Source organism: Streptococcus oralis (genome assembly GCF_021497885.1).
Taxonomy (GTDB): domain Bacteria; phylum Bacillota; class Bacilli; order Lactobacillales; family Streptococcaceae; genus Streptococcus; species Streptococcus oralis_BQ.
Genome location: NZ_CP046523.1, coordinates 665,512 through 687,095 on the forward strand (window position 1 = coordinate 665,512; position 21,584 = coordinate 687,095).

At 40.2% G+C, this 21,584-nt stretch carries 27 protein-coding genes; 25 read left to right on the top strand and 2 right to left on the bottom strand.

Going from position 1 to position 21,584, the window contains the following annotated elements; translation table 11 throughout:
* Positions 1-13: 13 nt before the first annotated feature.
* Positions 14-721: a B3/4 domain-containing protein gene (locus GOM48_RS03325; RefSeq protein ID WP_235098361.1), complete on the top strand. Its 708-nt coding sequence runs from the start codon at positions 14-16 to the stop codon at positions 719-721.
* Positions 722-782: 61 nt separating this feature from the next.
* Here the strand turns inward: GOM48_RS03325 and queA are convergent, their stop codons facing one another.
* Positions 783-1,811, bottom strand: coding sequence for a tRNA preQ1(34) S-adenosylmethionine ribosyltransferase-isomerase QueA (gene queA, locus GOM48_RS03330; RefSeq protein WP_235098363.1), 1,029 nt, complete (start codon positions 1,809-1,811; stop codon positions 783-785).
* Positions 1,812-1,958: 147 nt separating this feature from the next.
* Between queA and GOM48_RS03335 the strand changes: the two genes are divergently transcribed.
* Positions 1,959-2,666 carry a glucosamine-6-phosphate deaminase gene (locus GOM48_RS03335; protein WP_101782750.1) on the top strand — a complete coding sequence of 236 codons (708 nt, stop codon included), beginning with the start codon at positions 1,959-1,961 and terminating at the stop codon, positions 2,664-2,666.
* Between the two features lie 179 nt (positions 2,667-2,845).
* On the opposite strand, the gene GOM48_RS03340 is transcribed toward GOM48_RS03335, so the two are convergent.
* A complete protein-coding gene (locus GOM48_RS03340) occupies positions 2,846-3,445 on the bottom strand; it encodes a rhomboid family intramembrane serine protease (RefSeq protein WP_125394565.1) in 600 nt (199 codons plus the stop codon).
* A 201-nt stretch (positions 3,446-3,646) separates the two neighbouring features.
* On the opposite strand from GOM48_RS03340, the gene rpsU reads away from it, so the two are divergent.
* The 23 genes from rpsU (at position 3,647) to GOM48_RS03455 (ending at position 21,581) form a co-directional block, all read left to right on the top strand.
* A complete protein-coding gene (gene rpsU, locus GOM48_RS03345; protein WP_000048054.1) occupies positions 3,647-3,823 on the top strand; it encodes a 30S ribosomal protein S21 in 177 nt (58 codons plus the stop codon).
* A gap of 130 nt (positions 3,824-3,953) precedes the next feature.
* Positions 3,954-4,889, top strand: coding sequence for an HPr(Ser) kinase/phosphatase (gene hprK, locus GOM48_RS03350; protein ID WP_038805477.1), 936 nt, complete (start codon positions 3,954-3,956; stop codon positions 4,887-4,889).
* Positions 4,882-5,670, top strand: coding sequence for a prolipoprotein diacylglyceryl transferase (gene lgt, locus GOM48_RS03355; RefSeq protein WP_235098364.1), 789 nt, complete (start codon positions 4,882-4,884; stop codon positions 5,668-5,670). Before hprK ends, lgt begins: the two co-directional genes overlap by 8 nt.
* Positions 5,671-6,054 carry a DUF948 domain-containing protein gene (locus tag GOM48_RS03360; protein ID WP_000895033.1) on the top strand — a complete coding sequence of 128 codons (384 nt, stop codon included), beginning with the start codon at positions 5,671-5,673 and terminating at the stop codon, positions 6,052-6,054.
* Between the two features lie 15 nt (positions 6,055-6,069).
* Positions 6,070-6,468 (top strand): YtxH domain-containing protein, encoded by a 399-nt coding sequence (locus GOM48_RS03365; protein WP_235098366.1) that lies wholly within the window; start codon positions 6,070-6,072, stop codon positions 6,466-6,468.
* 73 nt (positions 6,469-6,541) lie between these two features.
* Positions 6,542-7,672 (top strand): radical SAM family heme chaperone HemW, encoded by a 1,131-nt coding sequence (gene hemW / locus GOM48_RS03370; protein WP_235098368.1) that lies wholly within the window; start codon positions 6,542-6,544, stop codon positions 7,670-7,672.
* Between the two features lie 4 nt (positions 7,673-7,676).
* Positions 7,677-8,414, top strand: coding sequence for an acyl-[acyl-carrier-protein] thioesterase (locus tag GOM48_RS03375; protein WP_235098370.1), 738 nt, complete (start codon positions 7,677-7,679; stop codon positions 8,412-8,414).
* A 10-nt stretch (positions 8,415-8,424) separates the two neighbouring features.
* Positions 8,425-9,198, top strand: a complete 774-nt coding sequence (locus GOM48_RS03380) for a TIGR01457 family HAD-type hydrolase (protein ID WP_235098372.1) — start codon at positions 8,425-8,427, stop codon at positions 9,196-9,198.
* Positions 9,188-9,808 (top strand): TIGR01906 family membrane protein, encoded by a 621-nt coding sequence (locus GOM48_RS03385; RefSeq protein WP_235098374.1) that lies wholly within the window; start codon positions 9,188-9,190, stop codon positions 9,806-9,808. Before GOM48_RS03380 ends, GOM48_RS03385 begins: the two co-directional genes overlap by 11 nt.
* 197 nt (positions 9,809-10,005) lie before the next feature.
* Positions 10,006-10,407 carry a Spx/MgsR family RNA polymerase-binding regulatory protein gene (locus tag GOM48_RS03390; RefSeq protein ID WP_004246303.1) on the top strand — a complete coding sequence of 134 codons (402 nt, stop codon included), beginning with the start codon at positions 10,006-10,008 and terminating at the stop codon, positions 10,405-10,407.
* Complete coding sequence (locus tag GOM48_RS03395; protein WP_001041963.1) at positions 10,408-10,686, top strand: UPF0223 family protein; 279 nt, start codon at positions 10,408-10,410, stop codon at positions 10,684-10,686.
* Positions 10,676-11,449 carry an inositol monophosphatase family protein gene (locus GOM48_RS03400; protein ID WP_235098377.1) on the top strand — a complete coding sequence of 258 codons (774 nt, stop codon included), beginning with the start codon at positions 10,676-10,678 and terminating at the stop codon, positions 11,447-11,449. Before GOM48_RS03395 ends, GOM48_RS03400 begins: the two co-directional genes overlap by 11 nt.
* Entirely contained in the window at positions 11,450-12,754 is a 1,305-nt protein-coding gene (locus GOM48_RS03405; RefSeq protein WP_235098378.1) for an RsmF rRNA methyltransferase first C-terminal domain-containing protein, read from the top strand.
* Between the two features lie 213 nt (positions 12,755-12,967).
* On the top strand, positions 12,968-13,846 hold the full coding sequence (locus GOM48_RS03410) for a phosphate ABC transporter substrate-binding protein PstS (RefSeq protein WP_235098381.1): 879 nt from the start codon (positions 12,968-12,970) through the stop codon (positions 13,844-13,846).
* On the top strand, positions 13,846-14,763 hold the full coding sequence (pstC, locus tag GOM48_RS03415) for a phosphate ABC transporter permease subunit PstC (protein WP_001070944.1): 918 nt from the start codon (positions 13,846-13,848) through the stop codon (positions 14,761-14,763). The genes GOM48_RS03410 and pstC overlap by 1 nt, the downstream gene beginning before the upstream one ends.
* Positions 14,753-15,637, top strand: a complete 885-nt coding sequence (gene pstA / locus GOM48_RS03420) for a phosphate ABC transporter permease PstA (RefSeq protein ID WP_235098383.1) — start codon at positions 14,753-14,755, stop codon at positions 15,635-15,637. The genes pstC and pstA overlap by 11 nt, the downstream gene beginning before the upstream one ends.
* Positions 15,638-15,647: 10 nt before the next feature.
* On the top strand, positions 15,648-16,451 hold the full coding sequence (gene pstB / locus GOM48_RS03425) for a phosphate ABC transporter ATP-binding protein PstB (RefSeq protein ID WP_009730331.1): 804 nt from the start codon (positions 15,648-15,650) through the stop codon (positions 16,449-16,451).
* Between the two features lie 12 nt (positions 16,452-16,463).
* Positions 16,464-17,222, top strand: coding sequence for a phosphate ABC transporter ATP-binding protein PstB (pstB, locus tag GOM48_RS03430; protein ID WP_000138670.1), 759 nt, complete (start codon positions 16,464-16,466; stop codon positions 17,220-17,222).
* 11 nt (positions 17,223-17,233) lie between these two features.
* Complete coding sequence (gene phoU / locus GOM48_RS03435) at positions 17,234-17,887, top strand: phosphate signaling complex protein PhoU (RefSeq protein ID WP_000946469.1); 654 nt, start codon at positions 17,234-17,236, stop codon at positions 17,885-17,887.
* Positions 17,888-17,978: 91 nt separating this feature from the next.
* Complete coding sequence (locus tag GOM48_RS03440) at positions 17,979-18,131, top strand: DNA mismatch repair protein MutT (RefSeq protein WP_169446282.1); 153 nt, start codon at positions 17,979-17,981, stop codon at positions 18,129-18,131.
* Between the two features lie 108 nt (positions 18,132-18,239).
* Positions 18,240-19,289: a DNA cytosine methyltransferase gene (locus GOM48_RS03445; RefSeq protein ID WP_169446281.1), complete on the top strand. Its 1,050-nt coding sequence runs from the start codon at positions 18,240-18,242 to the stop codon at positions 19,287-19,289.
* Positions 19,289-21,202 (top strand): ATP-binding protein, encoded by a 1,914-nt coding sequence (locus tag GOM48_RS03450; RefSeq protein ID WP_169446280.1) that lies wholly within the window; start codon positions 19,289-19,291, stop codon positions 21,200-21,202. Before GOM48_RS03445 ends, GOM48_RS03450 begins: the two co-directional genes overlap by 1 nt.
* Complete coding sequence (locus GOM48_RS03455; RefSeq protein ID WP_169446279.1) at positions 21,183-21,581, top strand: hypothetical protein; 399 nt, start codon at positions 21,183-21,185, stop codon at positions 21,579-21,581. The genes GOM48_RS03450 and GOM48_RS03455 overlap by 20 nt, the downstream gene beginning before the upstream one ends.
* The last annotated feature ends 3 nt before the right edge of the window (positions 21,582-21,584 follow it).

Sequence of the window (21,584 nt, forward strand, 5' to 3'; positions counted from 1 at the left end):
TGAGAGGTGAAAGATGAAAGTTATCGTTGAAAATGAATTTTGGAGCTTATTTCCAGAAGCACAGATTAGCGTTTTAGTAGTAAAGGGATTAGATAATACAGTTGATGAAAGCAAGGATCCCTATTTCAAAACCTTGCTAGATAAGGGAGCTAAACGAGCTGAGGAATATATCTCAGATGATAATTTCACACAAAATGAAGTCATTCAAGAATGGCGTCAGGCTTTCAGCAAGTTCAAAACGAAAAAGGGTGCTCGTTCTTCGATTGAAGCCCTACTTAAGCGGGTCAGTCAGGGAAGAGAGTTCAATCCCATCAATCCCTTGGTAGACATCTATAATAGTGTCTCTCTATCTTATGCGGTTCCCTGTGGTGGCGAGGATGCGAACAAGATTGTAGGCAATCTTCATCTTGGTCAGGCTAAGGGAGGAGAACCTTTCTTTCCACTAGGAGCTGAAAACGATGCACCTGCTTTACCTGAAGAAATCATCTATTACGATGATGAAGGAGCGGTTTGTCGTTGTCTCAACTGGAGAGAGGCACAGAGAACCATGTTGACGGAAGAGACGAAGGATGCTGTCTTGGTCATTGAAGCGATCAATGGTGAACAGGCGGCGCGTGCTCAGTCTGCCATGCAAGAATTACAGGATTTGGTGAAAGACTACTTTGGAGTTCATGGCAAACTGGTCCATCTAACTTCTGAGTCCCCAGAAATTACACTTTAAACAGAAATAGCCCTGCCATCTCTTAGGAATAAACTATCCTAAAGAAATGGCGGAGCTATTTTTAATAGATAAACATGGCATCACCGAAACTAAAGAAGCGGTAGTGTTCTTGAATAGCGTGCTGGTAAGCATCTAAGACTAAGTCACGACCTGCAAAGGCAGAAACTAGCATGACGAGAGTTGATTTTGGCAGATGGAAGTTGGTTGAGAAGGCATCGACAACCTTCCATTCGTATCCAGGTTTGATAAAGATATTGGTCCAGCCAGAATCTGCTTGGATTTGCCCATCAAACTTGGAACCGATGGTTTCCAGTGTGCGGATAGAAGTGGTTCCAACAGCGATAACGCGTCCACCATTTTCCTTGACAGAGCGAAGAGTGGCTGCTGCTTCATCAGAAAGCTGGTAGAATTCTGAGTGCATTTCATGTTCGTCCAGATTGTCAACAGAGACAGGCCTAAATGTTCCTAAACCAACGTGGAGGGTCAAATAAACCAAATGAACACCCTTGGCTTGGATTTCTGCTAGCAGTTCTTTGGTGAAGTGGAGGCCAGCAGTTGGTGCAGCAGCAGAGCCACTTTCCTTGGCGTAAACGGTTTGATAGCGTTCGCGATCATCCAGTTTTTCATGGATATAAGGTGGCAGTGGCATTTCACCGAGACTTTCCAAGACTTCTAGAAAAATTCCTTGGTATTCAAAACGGACAATACGGCCTCCGTGGGTCAATTCTTCCGTGATGACAGCGCTGAGGCGACCATCACCAAAGTTGACACGAGTCCCGACCTTGAGGCGTTTGGCAGGTTTGGCGAGAACCTCCCACTCATCACCGGCAGTATTTTTGAGAAGGAGAAGTTCCACATGGCCTCCTGTTTCTTCCTTTTGACCATAAAGGCGAGCAGGGAGAACACGGGTGTCGTTCATGACAAGGGCATCACCTGGTTCCAACATATCAATAATAGAGTGGAAGTGTTTATCCTGAAACTCTCCCGTTTCTCGGTTTACGATGAGGAGTTTAGAGGCATCTCGTTTTTTAAGGGGTGTTTGGGCAATCAATTCCTCAGGTAAGTGGAAATCAAAATCAGCTGTATTCATATATCTGTTCATTCTTTCTAAGTTCTAATCCTATCCATTATAACATGTTTCAAGTTTGGACGCTCTTTTTTTGGAAATTAAATCGTTTTCACTTGACAAAAATTGGTCTATACCATATAATGAATATAGAAATATGGAGGATATGAAATGAAAGTTATTAAAGTTGAAAATCAAGTCGAAGGTGGAAAAGTAGCTTTTGAGATTTTGAAGGAAAAGTTGGCCAATGGCGCTCAAACATTAGGACTTGCGACAGGGAGCAGTCCACTTGAGTTTTATAAGGAAATCGTTGAGAGTAACCTTGATTTTTCAAATCTAACCAGTGTGAACCTTGATGAGTATGTAGGGCTTGATGGGGACAACCCACAGTCTTACCGCCACTTTATGCAAGAACACTTATTCAACCAAAAACCATTTAAAGAAAGTTTCTTGCCTCGTGGGATTAAGGACAATGCTGAAGCTGAAGTAGAACGCTACAACCAAATTTTGGCTGACCATCCAGTTGATTTGCAAATCTTGGGAATCGGTCGCAATGGACATATCGGATTTAATGAGCCAGGAACTGCCTTTGATAGCCAGACACACCTTGTAGACCTAGACCAGTCTACAATCGAAGCCAATGCTCGCTTCTTTGACAAGATTGAAGACGTTCCAACTCAAGCCATCTCAATGGGGATTAAAAATATTTTGGATGCCAAGTCTATTATTCTTTTTGCTTACGGTGAGTCAAAAGCAGAAGCCATTGCTGGAACAGTATCAGGCCCAGTAACTGAAAGTCTACCAGCAAGTAGCCTACAAAACCACCCTGATGTGACTATTATTGCGGATGCAGCAGCGCTCAGCTTGCTTGAAAAGTAAAATGACAAGAACCACTTGCTCTTTGGAGTGAGTGGCTTTTTACTTCAAATGTTCACTATCCTGCTAAAAGAAATTTTTTTGCAAATCACCGTAACAGTTGTTGATATTTCATATAAAAAGGCATCCAATAGAAAATTCTTAAATGTCTGTAAACTTTGATATAATCGTATTGACTATTCTTATGATGCTATACGATTTTTATTAAGACAGTTGTTGATGCTGGAAACCATGATATAACTGGCAATTCCTGACATGTGAAGAAAGGTCGAAATCCAGCCTGTTATATTTGGTAGAAGCATTGTGAGAGATAGAACGATTAAAAGGATATAAAATAGTTTTAATCCTAAATTGAAATTCTTCCATATACCAAACATACTCATCACCCCACCCATTACAAAAGCATAGCCAATAGCAGAGATACCCGATGCCTGAATTTCTTGATTCTGTGTTAATATATGGAATACAATCGAAGATATTACCATAGAAGTAATAAAAACTAAAAATACATATTTTGATCCCCTTTTATACTCCAATAGCCCACCAAAAGGAAGTAACATTAAAGTATTTAAAACTAAATGAAACCATATAAACCATACTGGTGCTTCTTTACTTCCATGCATAAATGTACCACTAAAGTATTGCCAACAATAAATTGGCTTTGAATGAAATGCAAATAAGTCATACATTACACTTCCCCAAAAGGTAGTAAGAATTCCTAGCAATAAACAAATTACAACTAAAATACTGACTACAGGGTAAATTTTTATGATTCTTTTCATGTTATAGATTCACTTCTAAATAATACTAATTTTTGCTAATCAATATGTGCCACTATTATATCATTTCCATCTATAAATGTTAATCAATTTTAACAAGATTAAAATTGAAGATAATATAAGTTTATGGCAGCTTTTTCCTTGACATTTATCCATTTTGCGTGTAAAATAGAATAGATCTTGAACTTGAAGGGAGTGAAAAAAATGTCTAAAACAGTAGTACGTAAGAATGAATCTCTTGACGATGCACTTCGTCGTTTCAAACGTGCGGTTACTAAAGCTGGTACTCTTCAAGAAACACGCAAACGTGAATTCTATGAAAAACCTTCTGTAAAACGTAAACGTAAATCAGAAGCAGCTCGTAAACGTAAAAAATTCTAATTAGAAATGAAAGGCTAGAGAAATCTAGTCTTTTTATTTCTAAATAAATACTGTAAATCCTGCAAAAAAAGGAAACTTCCAACTACAATTTGATATAATAGTAAGGAGAACTCGATTGAAGGAGGAAATTATGTCGGTTTTAGTAAGAGAAGTCATTGAAAAGCTCAGACTAGATATTGTCTATGGTGAAGGCGAATTGCTTGAAAAGGAAATCAATACTGCGGACATTATGAGACCTGGTCTTGAAATGACGGGCTATTTTGATTACTATACTCCAGAACGGATTCAGCTGTTAGGGATGAAGGAGTGGTCCTATTTGGTTGCCATGCCTGCCCATAACCGTTATCAAGTTTTGAAGAAAATGTTTCTACCTGAAACACCCGCTGTCATCGTTGCTCGTGGCTTGGTAGTGCCAGAAGAAATGTTGAAAGCTGCTAGAGAATGTAAGATTGCGATTTTAACCAGTCGAACATCAACTAGTCGTTTATCTGGAGAGTTATCTAGCTACCTTGATTCCCGTTTGGCTGAGCGTACGAGCGTGCATGGTGTCTTGATGGACATCTATGGCATGGGCGTCTTGATCCAAGGGGATAGTGGTATCGGTAAGAGCGAGACGGGTCTTGAGCTTGTGAAACGTGGACACCGTTTGGTAGCAGACGATCGTGTAGATATCTTTGCCAAGGATGAAATGACCCTTTGGGGAGAGCCCGCTGAAATTTTGAAGCATTTGCTTGAGATTCGTGGAGTGGGTATTATTGACGTGATGAGTCTCTACGGAGCAAGTGCTGTAAAAGATTCTTCACAAGTCCAGTTGGCTGTTTACTTGGAAAATTATGATACCCATAAGACCTTTGACCGTCTAGGAAACAATGCCGAAGAACTAGAAGTTTCTGGAGTAACGATTCCACGTATCCGCATCCCAGTAAAAACAGGACGCAATATCTCTGTTGTTATTGAGGCGGCAGCCATGAACTATCGCGCTAAAGAAATGGGATTTGATGCGACGCGTTTATTTGAAGAACGCTTGACTAATCTCATCTCCAAAAATGAGGTGAAAGATGATTAATCCAGTTGCATTTGAAATCGGCCCTTTTTCCATTCGTTGGTATGCTTTGTGTATTGTGACTGGATTGGTCTTGGCTGTCTACCTTGCCATGAAAGAAGCTCCTAAAAAGAAAATTCTATCAGATGATATTTTGGATTTTATCCTGATTGCTTTTCCGGTAGCTATTTTAGGTGCTAGATTATACTACGTACTCTTTCGTTTAGATTATTATCTGCAAAATCCAGGTGAAATCATCGCCATCTGGAATGGTGGTTTGGCCATTTATGGAGGTTTGATAGCGGGCGCTATTGTCCTTTATATCTTTGCAGATAGAAAGCTGATCAATACTTGGGATTTCTTAGATATTGCAGCACCGAGCGTCATGGTTGCCCAGAGTTTAGGACGCTGGGGGAACTTTTTTAACCAAGAAGCCTACGGTGCAGCAGTAGATAGTCTGGATTATTTGCCGGGCTTCATTCGTGACCAGATGTACATCGATGGTAGCTACCGTCAGCCGACCTTCTTATATGAGTCGATTTGGAATCTGATTGGTTTTGCTTTGATTTTGATTTTTAGACGAAAATTAAAGGAAATCAGACGTGGTCATATCACTGCTTTCTACTTGATTTGGTATGGCTTTGGCCGTATGATCATCGAAGGGATGCGGACCGATAGTCTCATGTTCTTTGGTCTGCGAGTTTCCCAATGGTTATCAGTTATCCTTATCGGACTCGGTATTTTTATCATACTTTATCAAAATCGAAAGAAAGCCCCTTTCTATCATACAGAGGAGGAAAAATAAATGTTAGAAGTTGCATATATTCTTGTTGCGATTGCTTTGATTGTCTGTTTAGTCTATTTGACAATCACGATTCAAAAAGCAGGTCGTATGATTGATGAGACAGAGAAAACCATCAAAACATTGAGTTCAGATGTGAACGTTACCTTGCATCAGACCAATGAATTACTGGTTAAGGTTAATGTGTTGGCAGACGATATCAATATCAAAGTTGCGACGATTGATCCACTTTTTACAGCTGTGGCGGACTTGTCAGAGTCAGTATCTGATCTCAATCAACATGCGCGTGTCTTGGGTAAAAAAGCCTCATCAGCTGGTTCAAAGACCATTAAGACAGGTGCAGGCTTGTCCGCTCTTCGTGTCGCAAGTAAATTTTTCAAAAAATAGAAAAGGAGAAATCTTATGGGAAAACTATCCTCTATCCTTTTAGGTACGGTTTCAGGTGCAGCTCTTGCTTTGTTTTTGACAAGTGACAAGGGCAAGCAAGTTTGTAGTCAAGCTCAGGATTTTCTAGATGATTTGAGAGAAGATCCAGAATATGCTAGAGAGCAGGTTTGTGAGAAACTAACTGAAGTGAAGGAACAGGCAAGGGACTTTGTGCTGAAAACAAAGGAACAAGTAGAATCTGGTGAAATCACTTTTGATAGTGTCATTGATCAAGCCAAGACCTGTGCTCGACAAGCGACAGAAGCATCCAAGGAAACCTTTAACAATCTCAAGGAGCAATGGCAAGAACAGTCAGCAACTCCAGACGTCGCTGAAGACCAAGAAGAAATCATCATCGATATTACTGAAGTATAATGCATCACCATCTCTGGTTTTTGGAGATGGTGATTTTTATCTGCAAGCCTGTCTTTGTGGTATAATAAATACTATGCAGAAAAAACCAACGTCCGCCTATGTGCATATTCCCTTTTGCACACAGATTTGTTATTATTGTGACTTTTCAAAAGTATTTATCAAGAATCAACCAGTAGATAGTTACCTGGAGCATCTGCTAAAGGAGTTTCGTTCTTATGATATCCAAAAGTTACGAACCCTCTACATTGGAGGTGGGACGCCAACGGCTCTGTCCGCTCCGCAATTAGAGCTGCTCTTAGATGGCTTGACTAAAAACTTGGACTTGTCTGTCTTGGAAGAGTTGACCATTGAGGCCAACCCAGGCGATTTGGACGCGGATAAGATTGCGGTTTTGAAACAGTCGGCAGTCAATCGTGTTTCCTTAGGTGTCCAGACTTTTGATGACAAAATGCTGAAAAAGATTGGGCGTAGTCACTTGGAGAAGGATATTTATGAAAATATCGACCGCCTCAAACTGGCTGGTTTTGACAATATCTCCATCGACCTAATCTATGCTCTTCCAGGTCAAACTATGGCTCAGGTCAAGGACAATGTAGCTAAGGCTATCTCGCTTGATATTCCTCATATGAGTCTTTATAGCTTGATTTTGGAAAACCATACGGTCTTTATGAACCGCATGAGACGTGGGAAATTGCCCCTGCCCAAGGAGGAACTGGAAGCGGAGATGTTTGAGTACATCATCGCAGAACTGGAGCGAGCTGGTTTTGAGCATTATGAGATTTCCAATTTCTGCAAGCCTGGATTTGAAAGTCGCCACAATCTCATGTACTGGGACAATGCCGAGTATTATGGTATCGGTGCGGGTGCTTCAGGTTATGTGAACGGGGTGCGCTATAAAAATCACGGTCCTATCCGCCACTATCTCAATGCGGTAGAGGCAGGAAATGCTCGGATTACAGAAGAACACCTGAGTCAAAGGGAGCAGATGGAAGAAGAAATGTTCCTAGGTCTCCGGAAAAAATCCGGGGTTTCCATGGCACGATTTGAGGAAAAATTCGGACGGTCCTTTGATGGACTTTATGGTGAAATCATCAGAGACTTGGTTCAACAAGGACTCATGCAGATCGATGGTGATCGTGTCCGAATGACAAAGAGAGGTCTCTTTTTAGGAGACACTGTAGCAGAACGATTTATTTTGGAGTAGAACAATGGGCTTAACTTATCAAATGAAAATGAAAATTCCTTTTGATATGGCGGACATGAACGGTCATATCAAACTTCCAGATGTGATTTTGCTGTCCTTGCAAGTATCAGGTATGCAGTCAATTGAGCTGGGAGTTAGCGACAAGGATGTGCTAGAACGTTACAATCTAGTCTGGATTATTACAGATTATGCGATTGACGTGGTTCGCTTGCCTCGCTTTGCTGAGGAGATTACGATTGAAACGGAAGCATTGACTTACAATCGTCTTTTTTGCTACCGCCGTTTCACTATCTATGATGAAGCAGGTCAAGAAATCATTCGCATGGTAGCAACCTTTGTTCTCATGGACAGAGACAGTCGTAAAGTTCATGCTGTCGAACCAGAGATTGTTGCTCCTTACCAGTCTGAGTTTGATAAAAAACTCATCCGTGGGCCGAAGTATGCTAACCTAGAAGACCCGATCAGTAAAGACTACCATGTTCGTTTTTACGACTTGGATATGAATGGTCATGTCAATAATAGCAAATATCTGGATTGGATTTTTGAAGTCATGGGACCAGATTTTTTGACCAAGTATATTCCAAAGAAAATCAATCTCAAATATGTCAAAGAAGTGCGACCAGGTGGTATGATTGCTTCAGCATATGAACTCAAGGGACTAGAAAGCAAGCATGAGATCATCAGTGATGGCGAGATCAATGCCCAAGCTATGATTACGTGGCAAGAAATTGAAAGCAATTAGAAAGGACGATATGGCTTATAAAGGTTATTTAATTGATTTAGACGGAACCATTTACAAGGGGAAAGACCGGATTCCGGCGGGTGAGGCTTTTGTCCATGAGTTACAAAAAAGAGAAATTCCCTACCTCTTTGTGACCAATAATACAACTCGTACTCCTGAGAGTGTACAAGAGATCTTGGCTAAGAATTTTAATATCAACACGCCTTTATCAACTGTCTACACAGCGACTTTGGCAACCATCGACTATATGAATGACTTGGGATTGGAGAAGACAGTCTATGTCATCGGAGAAGCAGGACTCAAGGATGCCATTCGGGCTGCTGGTTATGTGGAAGACAAGGAAAATCCTGCCTATGTGGTAGTTGGACTGGACTGGCAAGTCGACTATGAAAAATTTGCGACAGCAACTCTAGCCATTCAAAAGGGGGCTCACTTTATCGGAACCAATCCAGACCTCAATATTCCGACGGAACGTGGTCTCTTGCCAGGTGCTGGTTCACTGATAACCCTTCTTGAAGTAGCAACTCGGGTAAAACCAGTTTATATCGGAAAACCAAATGCTATCATCATGGACAAGGCCGTGGAATATCTGGGTATAGATCGAGAAGACTTGCTCATGGTCGGGGATAACTACCTGACAGATATCCGAGCAGGGATTGACAATGGCATTCCAACGCTCTTGGTGACGACAGGTTTTACCAAAGCAGAAGAAGTGGCGGACTTGCCAATCGCACCAACTCATGTAGTTTCTAGCCTTGCGGAGTGGAATTTTGATGAAAACTAAACTGACCTTTTGGGGAAGTATGCTCTTTCTCCTCTCACTGTCTATCCTCTTAACCATTTATCTGGCATGGATTTTCTATCCTTTGGAAATTGAGTGGCTGAACTTAGCGAATCGAGTCTATCTAAGGCCAGAAACCATTCAGTACAACTTTCATATCTTGATGAATTACCTGACCAATCCCTTTAGTCAGGTCTTAGAGATGCCAGATTTTCGTTCATCAGCAGCAGGTCTACACCACTTTGCGGTGGTGAAGAATCTCTTCCACTTGGTTCAGTTAGTTGCCCTAGTGACACTACCAAGTTTCTATTTCTTTGTTAGAAAGATTGTGAAAAAAGGCTTTTTGCCCCTATATCGTAAAAGTATCCTGGCTCTAGTGCTACTGCCTCTAGTCATTGGCCTTGTAGGAGTGTTGATTGGTTTTGAGCAATTCTTTACTCTTTTCCATCAGATTCTCTTTGTGGGAGACGATACCTGGCTTTTTGATCCCGTAAAGGATCCCGTTATTTTGATTTTACCAGAGACCTTCTTCCTCCATGCTTTCCTTCTCTTCTTTGGACTCTATGAAAGTTTCTTTGGTTTTCTTTATTTGAAAAGTCGTAGAATACTTTAATGTGTTGCATTGATAAAACAGTGATGAAGTTAAAAATTCTTACGAGGAGTGAATTAACTTCATTGGAATTGAGTAATTCGTTCGCATACAGTCTATTTTTCTAGAAAAAAATAGGCTTTTTTCTAGAAATTGCTAGTCAAGCGCTTTATTTTTTTGTATAATAGGAATAGTAAAGTATAGATAAAGAAGAGAAAAGCATGATTACACTATTTTTATCACCGAGCTGTACATCATGTCGTAAGGCAAAGGCCTGGTTAGAGACGCATAAAGTTCCTTTTGAGGAGCACAATATTATGACCAGTCCTTTAACAAGAAAAGAATTACAACACATTCTTTCCTTGACCGAAAATGGTACTGATGACATCATTTCAACTCGTTCAAAAATTTTTCAAAAATTGGATATTGATGTAGAGAGTATTTCGGTATCGGAGTTGCTTCAGTTGATTGAGCAATATCCTAGTCTTTTGCGTCGCCCAATTATTATAGACACCAAACGCATGCAGATCGGTTTTAATGAAGATGAGATTCGTGCTTTTCTCCCTCGTAGTTACCGTAAACAAGAACTAAAAGAAGCAACATTGAGAGCTGGTATTGGATAGATGAACAAACAGTATAGTTACCCACTAGATTTGTCGTGGAGCACTGAAGAACTTGCTTCAGTGCTTTCTTTTTTTAATGATGTTGAAGCTGCCTATGAAGACAAGGTAGAAGCTAAAAAACTGCTAGATTCTTACAAGAAATTTAAGTCTGTGGTCCCGAGCAAAAGTGAAGAAAAGCGCCTAGGTCGTGAATTTGAGACGGCTAGCGGTTATTCCTTCTATCATGCAGTTCAATTAGCAAAAGAAAAAAGAGAAGGGAAGATTTCTCTTGGAAACTAAATTTGAATTTGCCAAGCAGATTGTGCAGGAAGCTGCTGCCTATATTTTGGCTCACATGAAAGAAGATTTGCAGGTCGAGCGAAAGTCTTCACCTACAGACTTGGTGACGCGTCTGGATAAGGAGGTTCAGGATCTCTTGGTTGATCGGATCAAGTCCTCCTATCCTGAGGACTTGATTTGTGCGGAAGAGGGCTGTTTACGTGCTGCAGTTGGTCAAGGTTCCGTTTGGGTGATTGATCCCATTGACGGTACCAATAACTTTGTCGCTCAGCAGGAAGATTTTGCCGTGATGTTGGCCTATTTTGAGGATGGTGTGGGCAAATTTGGCGTCATTTATGATGTTATGAAAGGTGATTGTTACCATGGTGGTGGTACCTTTCCTCCTTGCCGCAATAATGATCCCTTACCGCCTTTTAAAAAGAAACCTCTTCAAGAATTTTTAGTTGCCGGTAACTCAGGTATGTTTGAAAGCAATGAGTGGGGCTTGGCAGATTTAGGGCGAGCAGCGTTGGGTGTCCGTGTATATGGCAGTGCGGCCATTAGTTTTGCTAAGGTTTTATCGGGTCGCCTTCTGACTTATATTACCTACTTGCAGCCATGGGATTACGCTGCGGCTAGTATTTTAGGAGAAAGTCTGGGTTATCGCCTTCTTACGGTATCAGGTGAGCCCGCTGATTTTAAAACGCGTCAGCCTGTTATGATGGTGCCAATTGAGATGCAAGAAGAAATTCAGTCCTATATTTATGAAAGGAAAGAAAATTAAATGCAATTTCCAGAAGGATTTGTTGAAAAATATGAAGCGATATTAGAAGATGAGGCAAGAGATTTTCTTGCCTCTTTTAAACAAGAAGCGGTTTCGGCTTTTCGGATCAATCCCTTAAAAGAAAGTCAGTTGTCGTTTGCAGATGCCATTCCCCATACACCTTGGGGGCATTATGGTAAAGTCTCTGGGAAATCTCCAGAGCATGTGACAGGTCTCGTTTATTCACAAGAGCCTGCAGCCCAAATGGTGGCCCAGGTAGCTCAACCCCTTCCCGGTATGAAGGTCTTAGACTTGGCTGCAGCACCAGGTGGAAAATCCACTCAACTAGCAGCTTATCTGGCTAATCAAGGAGTCCTTGTTTCCAACGAAATTTCAAGCAAGCGTGCTAAGATTTTAGTGGAAAATATGGAGCGATTTGGAGCGACAAATGTTGTCGTGACCAATGAATCTGCTGACCGCTTGGCCAAGGTTTTTAAAGGTTATTTTGATGTGATTGTCCTTGATGCACCTTGCTCGGGTGAAGGGATGTTCCGTAAGCAGCCAGAGGCCATGGATTATTGGAGTACCGATTATCCTAGCCAATGTGCCAGTCTCCAAAGAGAAATTTTAGAAGATGCAGTGACCATGCTTGCAGAAGGTGGTCGTTTGGTCTATTCGACCTGTACTTGGGCACCAGAGGAAAATGAAGAAATCGTCCACTGGTTGCTGGATACTTATGATTTTGAACTGCTTCCAGTTGATCATGTGAATGGCATGGTAGCAGGAATTGACCTTCCTGAAACGGCTCGGATGTATCCTCATCATTTCAAGGGAGAAGGCCAGTTTGTTGCCCACCTGCAGTTTAAGGGAGAAAATCCGGCACCTAAATTCAAGGCTAGCAAGAGCAATCTCAGTCGTGAGCAACTGGCTTTGTGGCAAGAATTTGCCCAAAAACACTTGCGGGTCAATCTAGCTGGTATCTTGCAAACTTTTGGAGACCAACTTTATCTCTTGCCAGAGATGTTACCTGATCTAGGGAAACTCAAAATTGCCCGAAATGGACTTCATCTGGGTACTTTTAAGAAGAAACGCTTCGAACCAAGCTTTGCTCTGGGATTAGCCTTAAAACCAAGTCAAGTGAAACAAAGAGTCGAAATCAAGGATGAGAATTTTGTAAAATATGTAGCTGGGGAAACAGTTCAGCTAGCTGAAAGTCTACCAAATGGCTGGTATCAAGTTCTGGTTCATGGAAACGGTCTGGGCTTTGCAAAAGTTACTGGAAATGTTTTGAAAAATTATTATCCAAAAGGCCTCAGATTCAAGTGAAAAAGCTAGTCAAAGAAGATTTTCTATGTTATATTGGAAGTATGAGTTTTTTCTGATAGTCTTTCATTTTTACTTATATTATGTGATGAACTGACTGGTCCTCAAGGGGGCTTCCAGCCTATAAATCGTAAACGAAATCTTATCATCATTGATTGAAATGATAGGAACTGAAAGATATCAGAACATTCATCATTATGTTCAAGGAGAAAAACAGTGAAAAAAAGAAAAAAGCTCGTCCTATCTCTTGCGACTCTTTTGCTTGCAGGTTTTCTAGCTGGATGTGCAAGCTGGATTGATCGTGGAGAAACCATGACAGCCGTCGGTTCAACTGCCCTTCAGCCTCTGGTCGAAGCCGCAGCAGACGAATTTGGTTCAAAAAATATCGGAAAAACAGTCAACGTTCAAGGTGGTGGATCGGGTACAGGACTATCCCAAGTCCAGTCTGGAGCAGTTGACATCGGGAACTCTGACGTTTTTGCGGAGGAAAAAGATGGAATTGACGCTTCAGCGCTTGTGGACCATAAGGTTGCAGTAGCTGGTCTGGCAGTGATTGTGAACAAAGAAGTGGATGTTGAAAATCTGACAATTGAGCAACTTCGTAAAATCTTTACAGGTGAAGTGACCAACTGGAAAGAAGTTGGGGGCAAAGATCTGGCGATTTCAATCATCAACCGAGCAGCAAGTTCTGGTTCGCGAGCAACCTTTGACAATGTCGTAATGAATGGTCAGGCGGCTATGCAGAGCCAAGAGCAGGATTCTAACGGGATGGTCAAGTCAATTGTTTCGCAAACTCCAGGAGCCATTTCTTATCTTGCCTTTGCCTATGTGGATGACTCAGTGAAAAGCACGAAACTGAATGGCTATGAGCCGACAACTGAAAATGTAACGACCAACAACTGGCCTTTGTGGTCTTATGAGCACATGTACACTCTAGGTCAGCCTAATGAGTTGGCAGCTGAATTTTTAAAATTCATCCTCTCAGACGAAGCCCAAACTGGTATTGTTAAGGGCATGGGCTATATTTCCATCAATGAAATGAAAGTCCAAAAAGATGCTTCAGGTACAGTGACAGCGATAGAAGGGAGTCAATAATGAATCAAGAAGAACTTTCAAAAAAATTACTCTCTCCTTCAAAGAACTCTCGTCTTGAGAAGTTTGGTAAAGGTTTGACCTTCGCCTGTCTTTCTTTGATTGTGATCATAGTGGCGATGATTTTGATTTTTGTAGCCCAAAAAGGCTTATCGACCTTCTTTGTCAATGGGGTCAACATCTTTGATTTCCTCTTTGGACAAACTTGGAATCCTTCAGGGAAACAATTTGGTGCCCTTCCAATGATTTTGGGCTCCTTTATTGTGACGATTTTATCTGCCCTCATCGCAACACCCTTTGCTATTGGAGCTGCAGTCTTTATGACCGAGGTATCACCAAAGGGTGCAAAGATTTTGCAACCAGCCATTGAACTCCTCGTCGGTATTCCTTCAGTCGTCTATGGATTTATCGGTTTGCAAGTTGTGGTGCCTTTTGTTCGTAGCGTCTTTGGTGGAACTGGTTTTGGGATTTTGTCAGGGATTTTCGTTCTTTTTGTCATGATTCTACCAACTGTAACTTTTATGACAACAGACAGTTTGCGTGCTGTGCCTCGTCACTATCGTGAAGCGAGTTTGGCTATGGGAGCGACTCGCTGGCAAACCATCTGGCGTGTGACCTTGAAAGCAGCACGCTCAGGTATTTTCACAGCAGTAGTCTTTGGAATGGCACGTGCCTTTGGTGAAGCCCTTGCTATTCAGATGGTGGTCGGAAACTCAGCAGTTATCCCAACCTCGCTAACAACACCAGCTGCGACTTTGACTTCTGTTTTGACTATGGGAATTGGGAATACCGTCATGGGAACGGTTGATAATAACGTTCTCTGGTCACTGGCCTTAGTCTTGCTCTTGATGAGTTTGGCCTTTAACAGTGTGATTAAATTGATTACGAAAGAAAGAGGAAAGAAAAACTATGCACGCTAAGAAATTAGATAAACTTGCAACAGCTGTCCTCTATACCATCGCGGGTATCATCGTGACCATTCTGGCATCTTTGATTCTCTATATCTTGGTGAGAGGGTTACCGCACATCTCTTGGACCTTCTTGACTGGGAAATCCTCCTCTTATCAAGCAGGTGGGGGTATCGGGATTCAGCTCTACAATTCCTTCTTCCTTTTGGTCATTACCTTGATCATTTCTGTTCCCCTGTCTATGGGAGCTGGCGTTTTCCTCGCTGAGTATGCCAAAAAAGGACCTGTGACCAATTTTATTCGTACCTGTATTGAGATTTTGTCTTCTCTACCATCAGTCGTTGTGGGTCTCTTTGGTTACTTGATCTTTGTAGTCCAGTTTGAGTATGGATTTTCAATCATTTCAGGTGCCTTGGCCTTGACGGTCTTTAACCTCCCTCAGATGACTCGAAATGTTGAGGACAGTTTAAAACATGTTCACCATACACAACGTGAGGCTGGTCTGGCCCTTGGAATTTCACGTTGGGAGACTGTAGTTCATGTTGTCATTCCAGAAGCTCTTCCAGGCATCGTAACGGGTGTTGTCTTGGCATCTGGCCGTATCTTTGGTGAGGCTGCCGCTCTTATCTATACGGCAGGACAGTCTGCACCAGCCCTAGACTGGTCTAACTGGAATATTCTCAGTGTTACCAGCCCCATCTCAATCTTCCGTCAAGCAGAAACCTTGGCTGTCCACATCTGGAAAGTCAATAGCGAGGGAACCATTCCTGATGCTACCATCGTGTCTGCAGGTTCTGCAGCTGTGCTCCTCATCTTTATCTTAATCTTTAACTTTGGAGCACGCAAACTCGGAAGCTATTTACACAAGAAATTAACCGCTGCCTAAAGGAGAAGCCATGTCAAAATATAACTGGGATGAAAAGCATATCATCACCTTCCCTGAAGAAAAAGTGGCCCTCTCAACCAAGGATTTACATGTTTACTATGGTAAAAATGAATCCATTAAGGGCATCGATATGCAATTTGAAAGAAATAAAATTACAGCCTTGATTGGTCCGTCTGGATCTGGGAAATCTACCTACCTTCGCAGTCTCAACCGGATGAATGATACCATTGACATTGCCAAGGTAACAGGGCAAATCCTCTACCAAGGAATTGATGTCAACCGTCCAGAAATCAATGTCTATGAGATGCGCAAGCATATCGGAATGGTCTTCCAACGGCCAAATCCATTTGCCAAGTCTATCTACCGCAACATTACTTTTGCCCACGAACGTGCAGGAGTTAAGGATAAGAAGGTCTTGGATGAAATTGTGGAAACTTCTCTCCGTCAGGCTGCCCTTTGGGACCAGGTCAAAGATGATTTGCACAAGTCAGCCTTGATGCTTTCTGGTGGACAGCAACAACGTCTCTGTATCGCTCGAGCTATCTCTGTTAAACCAGACATTCTTTTGATGGATGAGCCAGCGTCAGCCTTGGATCCAATTGCGACAGCCCAGCTTGAAGAAACCATGCTGGAGTTGAAGAAAGACTTTACCATCATCATCGTGACCCACAGTATGCAGCAGGCTGCCCGTGCAAGTGACTACACTGGATTTTTCTACTTGGGCGATTTGATTGAGTATGATAAGACATCCAATATTTTCCAAAATGCTAAGTTACAGTCAACCAATGACTATGTAACGGGACACTTTGGTTAGAAAGGAAACAGCATGACAGAACCGATTTTGCAGGTTAAAGACCTGTCCGTTTATTACAACAAAAAGAAGGCCTTGAATAGTGTTTCTCTTTCTTTTCAACCCAAGGAAATAACCGCCCTCATTGGTCCGTCAGGTTCAGGGAAGTCAACTCTTCTCAAGGCCATCAACCGCATGGGAGATTTAAACCCTGAGGTGACAACAACTGGGACAGTGATTTATAATGGCCACAACATTTACAGCCCTCGTACCGATACGGTTGAATTGCGTAAGGAGATCGGCATGGTTTTCCAACAGCCCAATCCCTTCCCTATGTCTATCTACGAAAATGTTGTTTACGGACTACGTATCAATGGGGTCAAGGATAAGCAAGTTCTTGATGAAGCAGTAGAAAAGGCCTTGCAACGTGCTTCTATCTGGGATGAAGTCAAGGATCGTTTGCATGATTCGGCCATTGGTCTCTCAGGAGGTCAACAGCAACGTGTCTGTGTTGCCCGTGTTTTGGCAACCAGCCCGAAAATCATCCTCTTAGATGAACCAACTTCAGCTTTGGATCCTATTTCTGCAGGTAAGATTGAGGAAACCTTGTATGGTCTGAAAGATAAATACACCATGCTCTTGGTAACGCGTTCGATGCAACAGGCCTCACGTATCTCTGATAAGACAGGTTTTTTCCTAGATGGAGATTTGATTGAGTTTAATGATACGAAGAAGATGTTCCTTTCCCCTCAAAACAAGGAAACAGAAGATTATATTACAGGAAAATTTGGATAAGGAGTTGAAAGATGTTACGATCTCAATTTGAAGAAGATTTGGAGAAATTGCACAACCAGTTCTACGCTATGGGACAAGAAGTGCTCTCGCAGATCAATCGTACAGTACGTGCCTTTGTCACTCATGACCGTGATTTGGCAAAAGAAGTCATCGAAGACGATGCAGAAGTAAATGAATATGAAGTGAAGTTGGAAAAGAAATCATTTGAAATGATTGCCCTTCAACAACCTGTTTCGCAAGACCTTCGTACCGTCTTGACCGTTCTCAAGGCAGTGTCAGACGTGGAACGCATGGGAGATCATGCAGTGTCTATCGCTGAGGCGACCATTCGTATGAAAGGGGAGCAACGTATCCCTTCTGTTGAAGAAGAAATCAAAAAGATGGGACGCGACGTGAAAAACTTCGTCGAAGCAGCTCTAGATCTCTATCTCAACGGTTCTGTGGATCAAGCCTACGAAGTAGCAGCGATGGATGAAAAAATCAACCATTACTTTGATAGTATCCGAGATTTGGCTACAGAAGAAATTAGGAAAAATCCTGAAGCCATCGTTACAGGCCGTGATTACTTCCAGGTCATTTCCTTCTTGGAACGAATCGGAGACTACGCAAAAAATATCTGTGAATGGGTTGTTTACTTTGAAACAGGTAAGATTGTAGAATTATAAAGTATTTAAATGATAGAATAATTGTGAAAGCTTACTTTTTAATATAGTAAGCTTTCGTTGTATTGATGGTTTACTTTGTCAGAAGTGAGTAATGGACTACATACAGAATATAAGAAAAAAAGTAGGAAAAGATAAAATAATTTTAAATTTTACCTCTGGAATATTAAGTCAATTAGGAAAAATATTATTACAAAAACGTGCAGATAAAGGAACTTGGGGCTTACCAGGTGGTGATTGTGCATAATAACAGGTGCTTAAAACGTTGATAAAATAAGAAGTCGAGTTTTTACCAATTATATATACTGTAAAAAGTTCAAAAAGAATGCTATAATTTAAAATGGAGGATATTGCCATGAAAATTAATGCTGTAGATTTGTTTTGTGGTGTTGGAGGGTTGACCTGTGGTGTTCAGCAAGCAGGTATAAATGTAATAGCAGGTTATGATATAGATCCTCATAGTCAATTTGCATACGAATTTAATAATAAAGCGAGATTCATTTTAAAAGATGTAAAAGAAATTGATAGCAAGGAAATTACTGCTCTTTATCCGAATGATACTGATATAAAAATTTTAATGGGTTGTGCCCCATGCCAACCCTTTTCGACTTATAGTCATAAGTACAAGAATAATGAGAATACACTTCAGAAGATGGATCTTTTAGACTATTTTGGGAAACAAATAGAGTATGTTCAACCCGATATTGTTTCAATGGAAAATGTTCCACAAATGGTCAATGAAAAGGTATTTGATAAATTTATCCAGATTTTGAATGATAATAATTACTTAATTGATTACAAAGTGATATTCGCGCCAGATTACGGTGTTCCTCAAAAAAGAAAGAGATTATTGCTTTTAGCTTCAAAATTGGGAGAAATCAAATTAATTCCTGCACAATTTAATAAAGATAATTACCCTACACTTCGAGATACAATTGGAAATTTACCAAAATTGAAGGCAGGAGATACTGATTTAAATGATCCTCTTCATAGAAGCAGAAATCTATCTGAATTGAATATGAAGAGAATAAAGCAGTCAAAACCTGGTGGAACTTGGAGGGATTGGGACGAGGAGCTATTACTGGAAGCTTATAAGAAAAAAAGCGGAGCTTCTTTTGGATCGGTATATGGTCGTTTAGAATGGGATAAACCTGCTAATACAATTACAACACAATTTCCAGGAATAGGAAATGGGCGATTTGGACATCCTGATCAAGATAGAGCTTTAAGTCTACGTGAAGGTGCAATGTTACAAACATTTCCGAGAGATTACTTATTTACACAACCTGAACTTAAGGGAAAATATCCTATTTCACAGGTAGCACTACAAATTGGGAATGCTGTTCCACCTAAGTTGGGAGAGGTAATTGGTCAAAGTATATTAAATCATTTGGAGGACGTATAATGAAAAAAGAATATCCAATTCAAATTAGTCCAGAAATATTAGAATTATTGGGACCTAGTTTGTACACTAATATTTATTATGTGCTAGCAGAACTAGTAGCTAATAGCTATGATGCTGATGCTGAAAATGTTTGGATTAATTTTTCGGATTCTGTAATTATCATTGAGGATGATGGAAAGGGAATGACATATGATGAAACACGAGAAAAGTATTTATCTGTGGCTAAACCAACTCGAGTTGATGAGAATAGCTCAAAAAGTGAGAAATATAAACGACCTAAAATGGGGAGAAAGGGAATTGGTAAACTAGCAGCATTAGCTGTTTCTAGCAGAGTAAAAGTGATGACGAAATCGGGCAGTGATAAATCGGGATTCTGGTTAACGAGAACTGTTCCAGATAATGGGAGATTAAAGGCGATTTCTGAAGATGAGATGTATTTTGATCATATTACTGAGTCTGGGACAAGGATTGAGATGCTGGACTCAGAGTTTGAAATTCCTAAGCTGTCCAAAACTATAAAAAACAATCTTTCAAAGTTTTTCCCGCAACTGAGCGATAATGAAGAAAACCCTTTTGCAATTCATATCAAGGGGATAGATGGAAAAAATGAAACTTCAAGAAAGTTTGTGGATTCTTTGGCGACCTCCTTGGACTCTCTTATCATATTTGGGAAAGATGAGTATGGAATTCTTGATAAATTTAAAAATAAATCCCCTAAATACGCAAATCTTAATTATTCAGTAAAGAACCCTATCAAAAAAGACTATTCAATAAAAAACAGATTAGGTAAAATTGAAGATAGAACTTTGGAAGTAAAAGGATGGATAGGTACATATAGTACGACAAGGGGTTTGAAAGAGAAAGAATCATCTGATTTTCCAGATAACTTTCTAGCAATATATTCTCATGGGAAATTAGGTCAATTTAATGTTTTAAACGAAATTGGTCAAAATAGATTGAATGAAGTTTATGTTGTGGGGCAATTATATGTAGATGAATTTGAAGAAACAAATTTACCTGATATGGCATTGAGCAATAGACAAGGATATAAGAGCGACGATGTTCGTTATAAAATATTCTTGGAGGCTGCATCAGATATATTAAACCAAGTGCTCAGAAAAAAAGATTTAGCAATTAAAGCTAAGAATAAAGATAAACTAGAAAGTAAAAAGAAACAAAAACGAAAAGCCGAGGATGAATTTGCAGAAAAAGCACAAGAAGTACTTGAAACGTTTAATAAAGCTGTTCCAAACAACACATTGGATCCTAAAATAGCAAATAATATGTTCCAGCAATTAGGAATGAAAAAAATAAGGGTTGATAATGAATCTAGAAAAATTTTGCTTAGCCATACTCGGGAGGACCAAAAGCTAAATAATGTTTTATATGGTTTATTATTATTCAATGGCTTCAGTGAGGAAGAAATCATTTATACTAGTGACCCGCAGAATCGCTCGGTAGTTCCTTACGGACAAAATATATGGGATTATTTTCGAGAATTTTTTATAAATAGTTATTCAAATAAACCAATCTATGTTTTATATGTACATTCTAATAACTCTGCAGAAAAAAGAGGTGTTTTACTTGAAGTAGGTGCCGGTTGGGTTGTTAAAACGAAGCATGGGATTATTAAAGCTGGTCAAGAAGAACCTACGGCACCTCTAGTGACAACAACAGTGCATCCTAATGTTTATATTGATGATAATGCTGAACGTGTGGTAACAACTGACAATCACTTCGGAACACTTCATTCACTTCTAAGTGAAGTTTGTAGTATGTTTAATAAAACACTTAGAACATTGGAAGAAAACAAGGAAGAATATCAGAAATTAGGTGGTGAAATTTTAACCGAATCTAATTTTGTTAATTTTTTTAATAATAAGGAGACAATAAATGAAAGAAACAAAATCTAAACATATTGATTTAGTTCAATCAATAATTACTAGGATGGCACAAAATTCTTTTGTGATCAAGGGCTGGATGATTACGATTGTTGTAGGGTTATTTTTATTTTTACAAAAAGATAATCTACAAAATAATTTTCTAATATATCTTTTTCCGATTATTGGCTTTTGGCTTCTAGATTCTTATTATCTATGGCAAGAAAGATTGTATAGAAAACTTTATGGAAGTGTGATTAGTAATTTAAAGGAAAGTTCTGATTTAAAATTATCAGTAGAAGAATTTAAAAATAGTACAAAATATCTATCAGCGTTATTTTCAATCACAGAAATTTTAACTTATTTACCAGTTGCGTTGTTTGTATTTTTAATTTTGTGCTCTAAAAACTAGGTG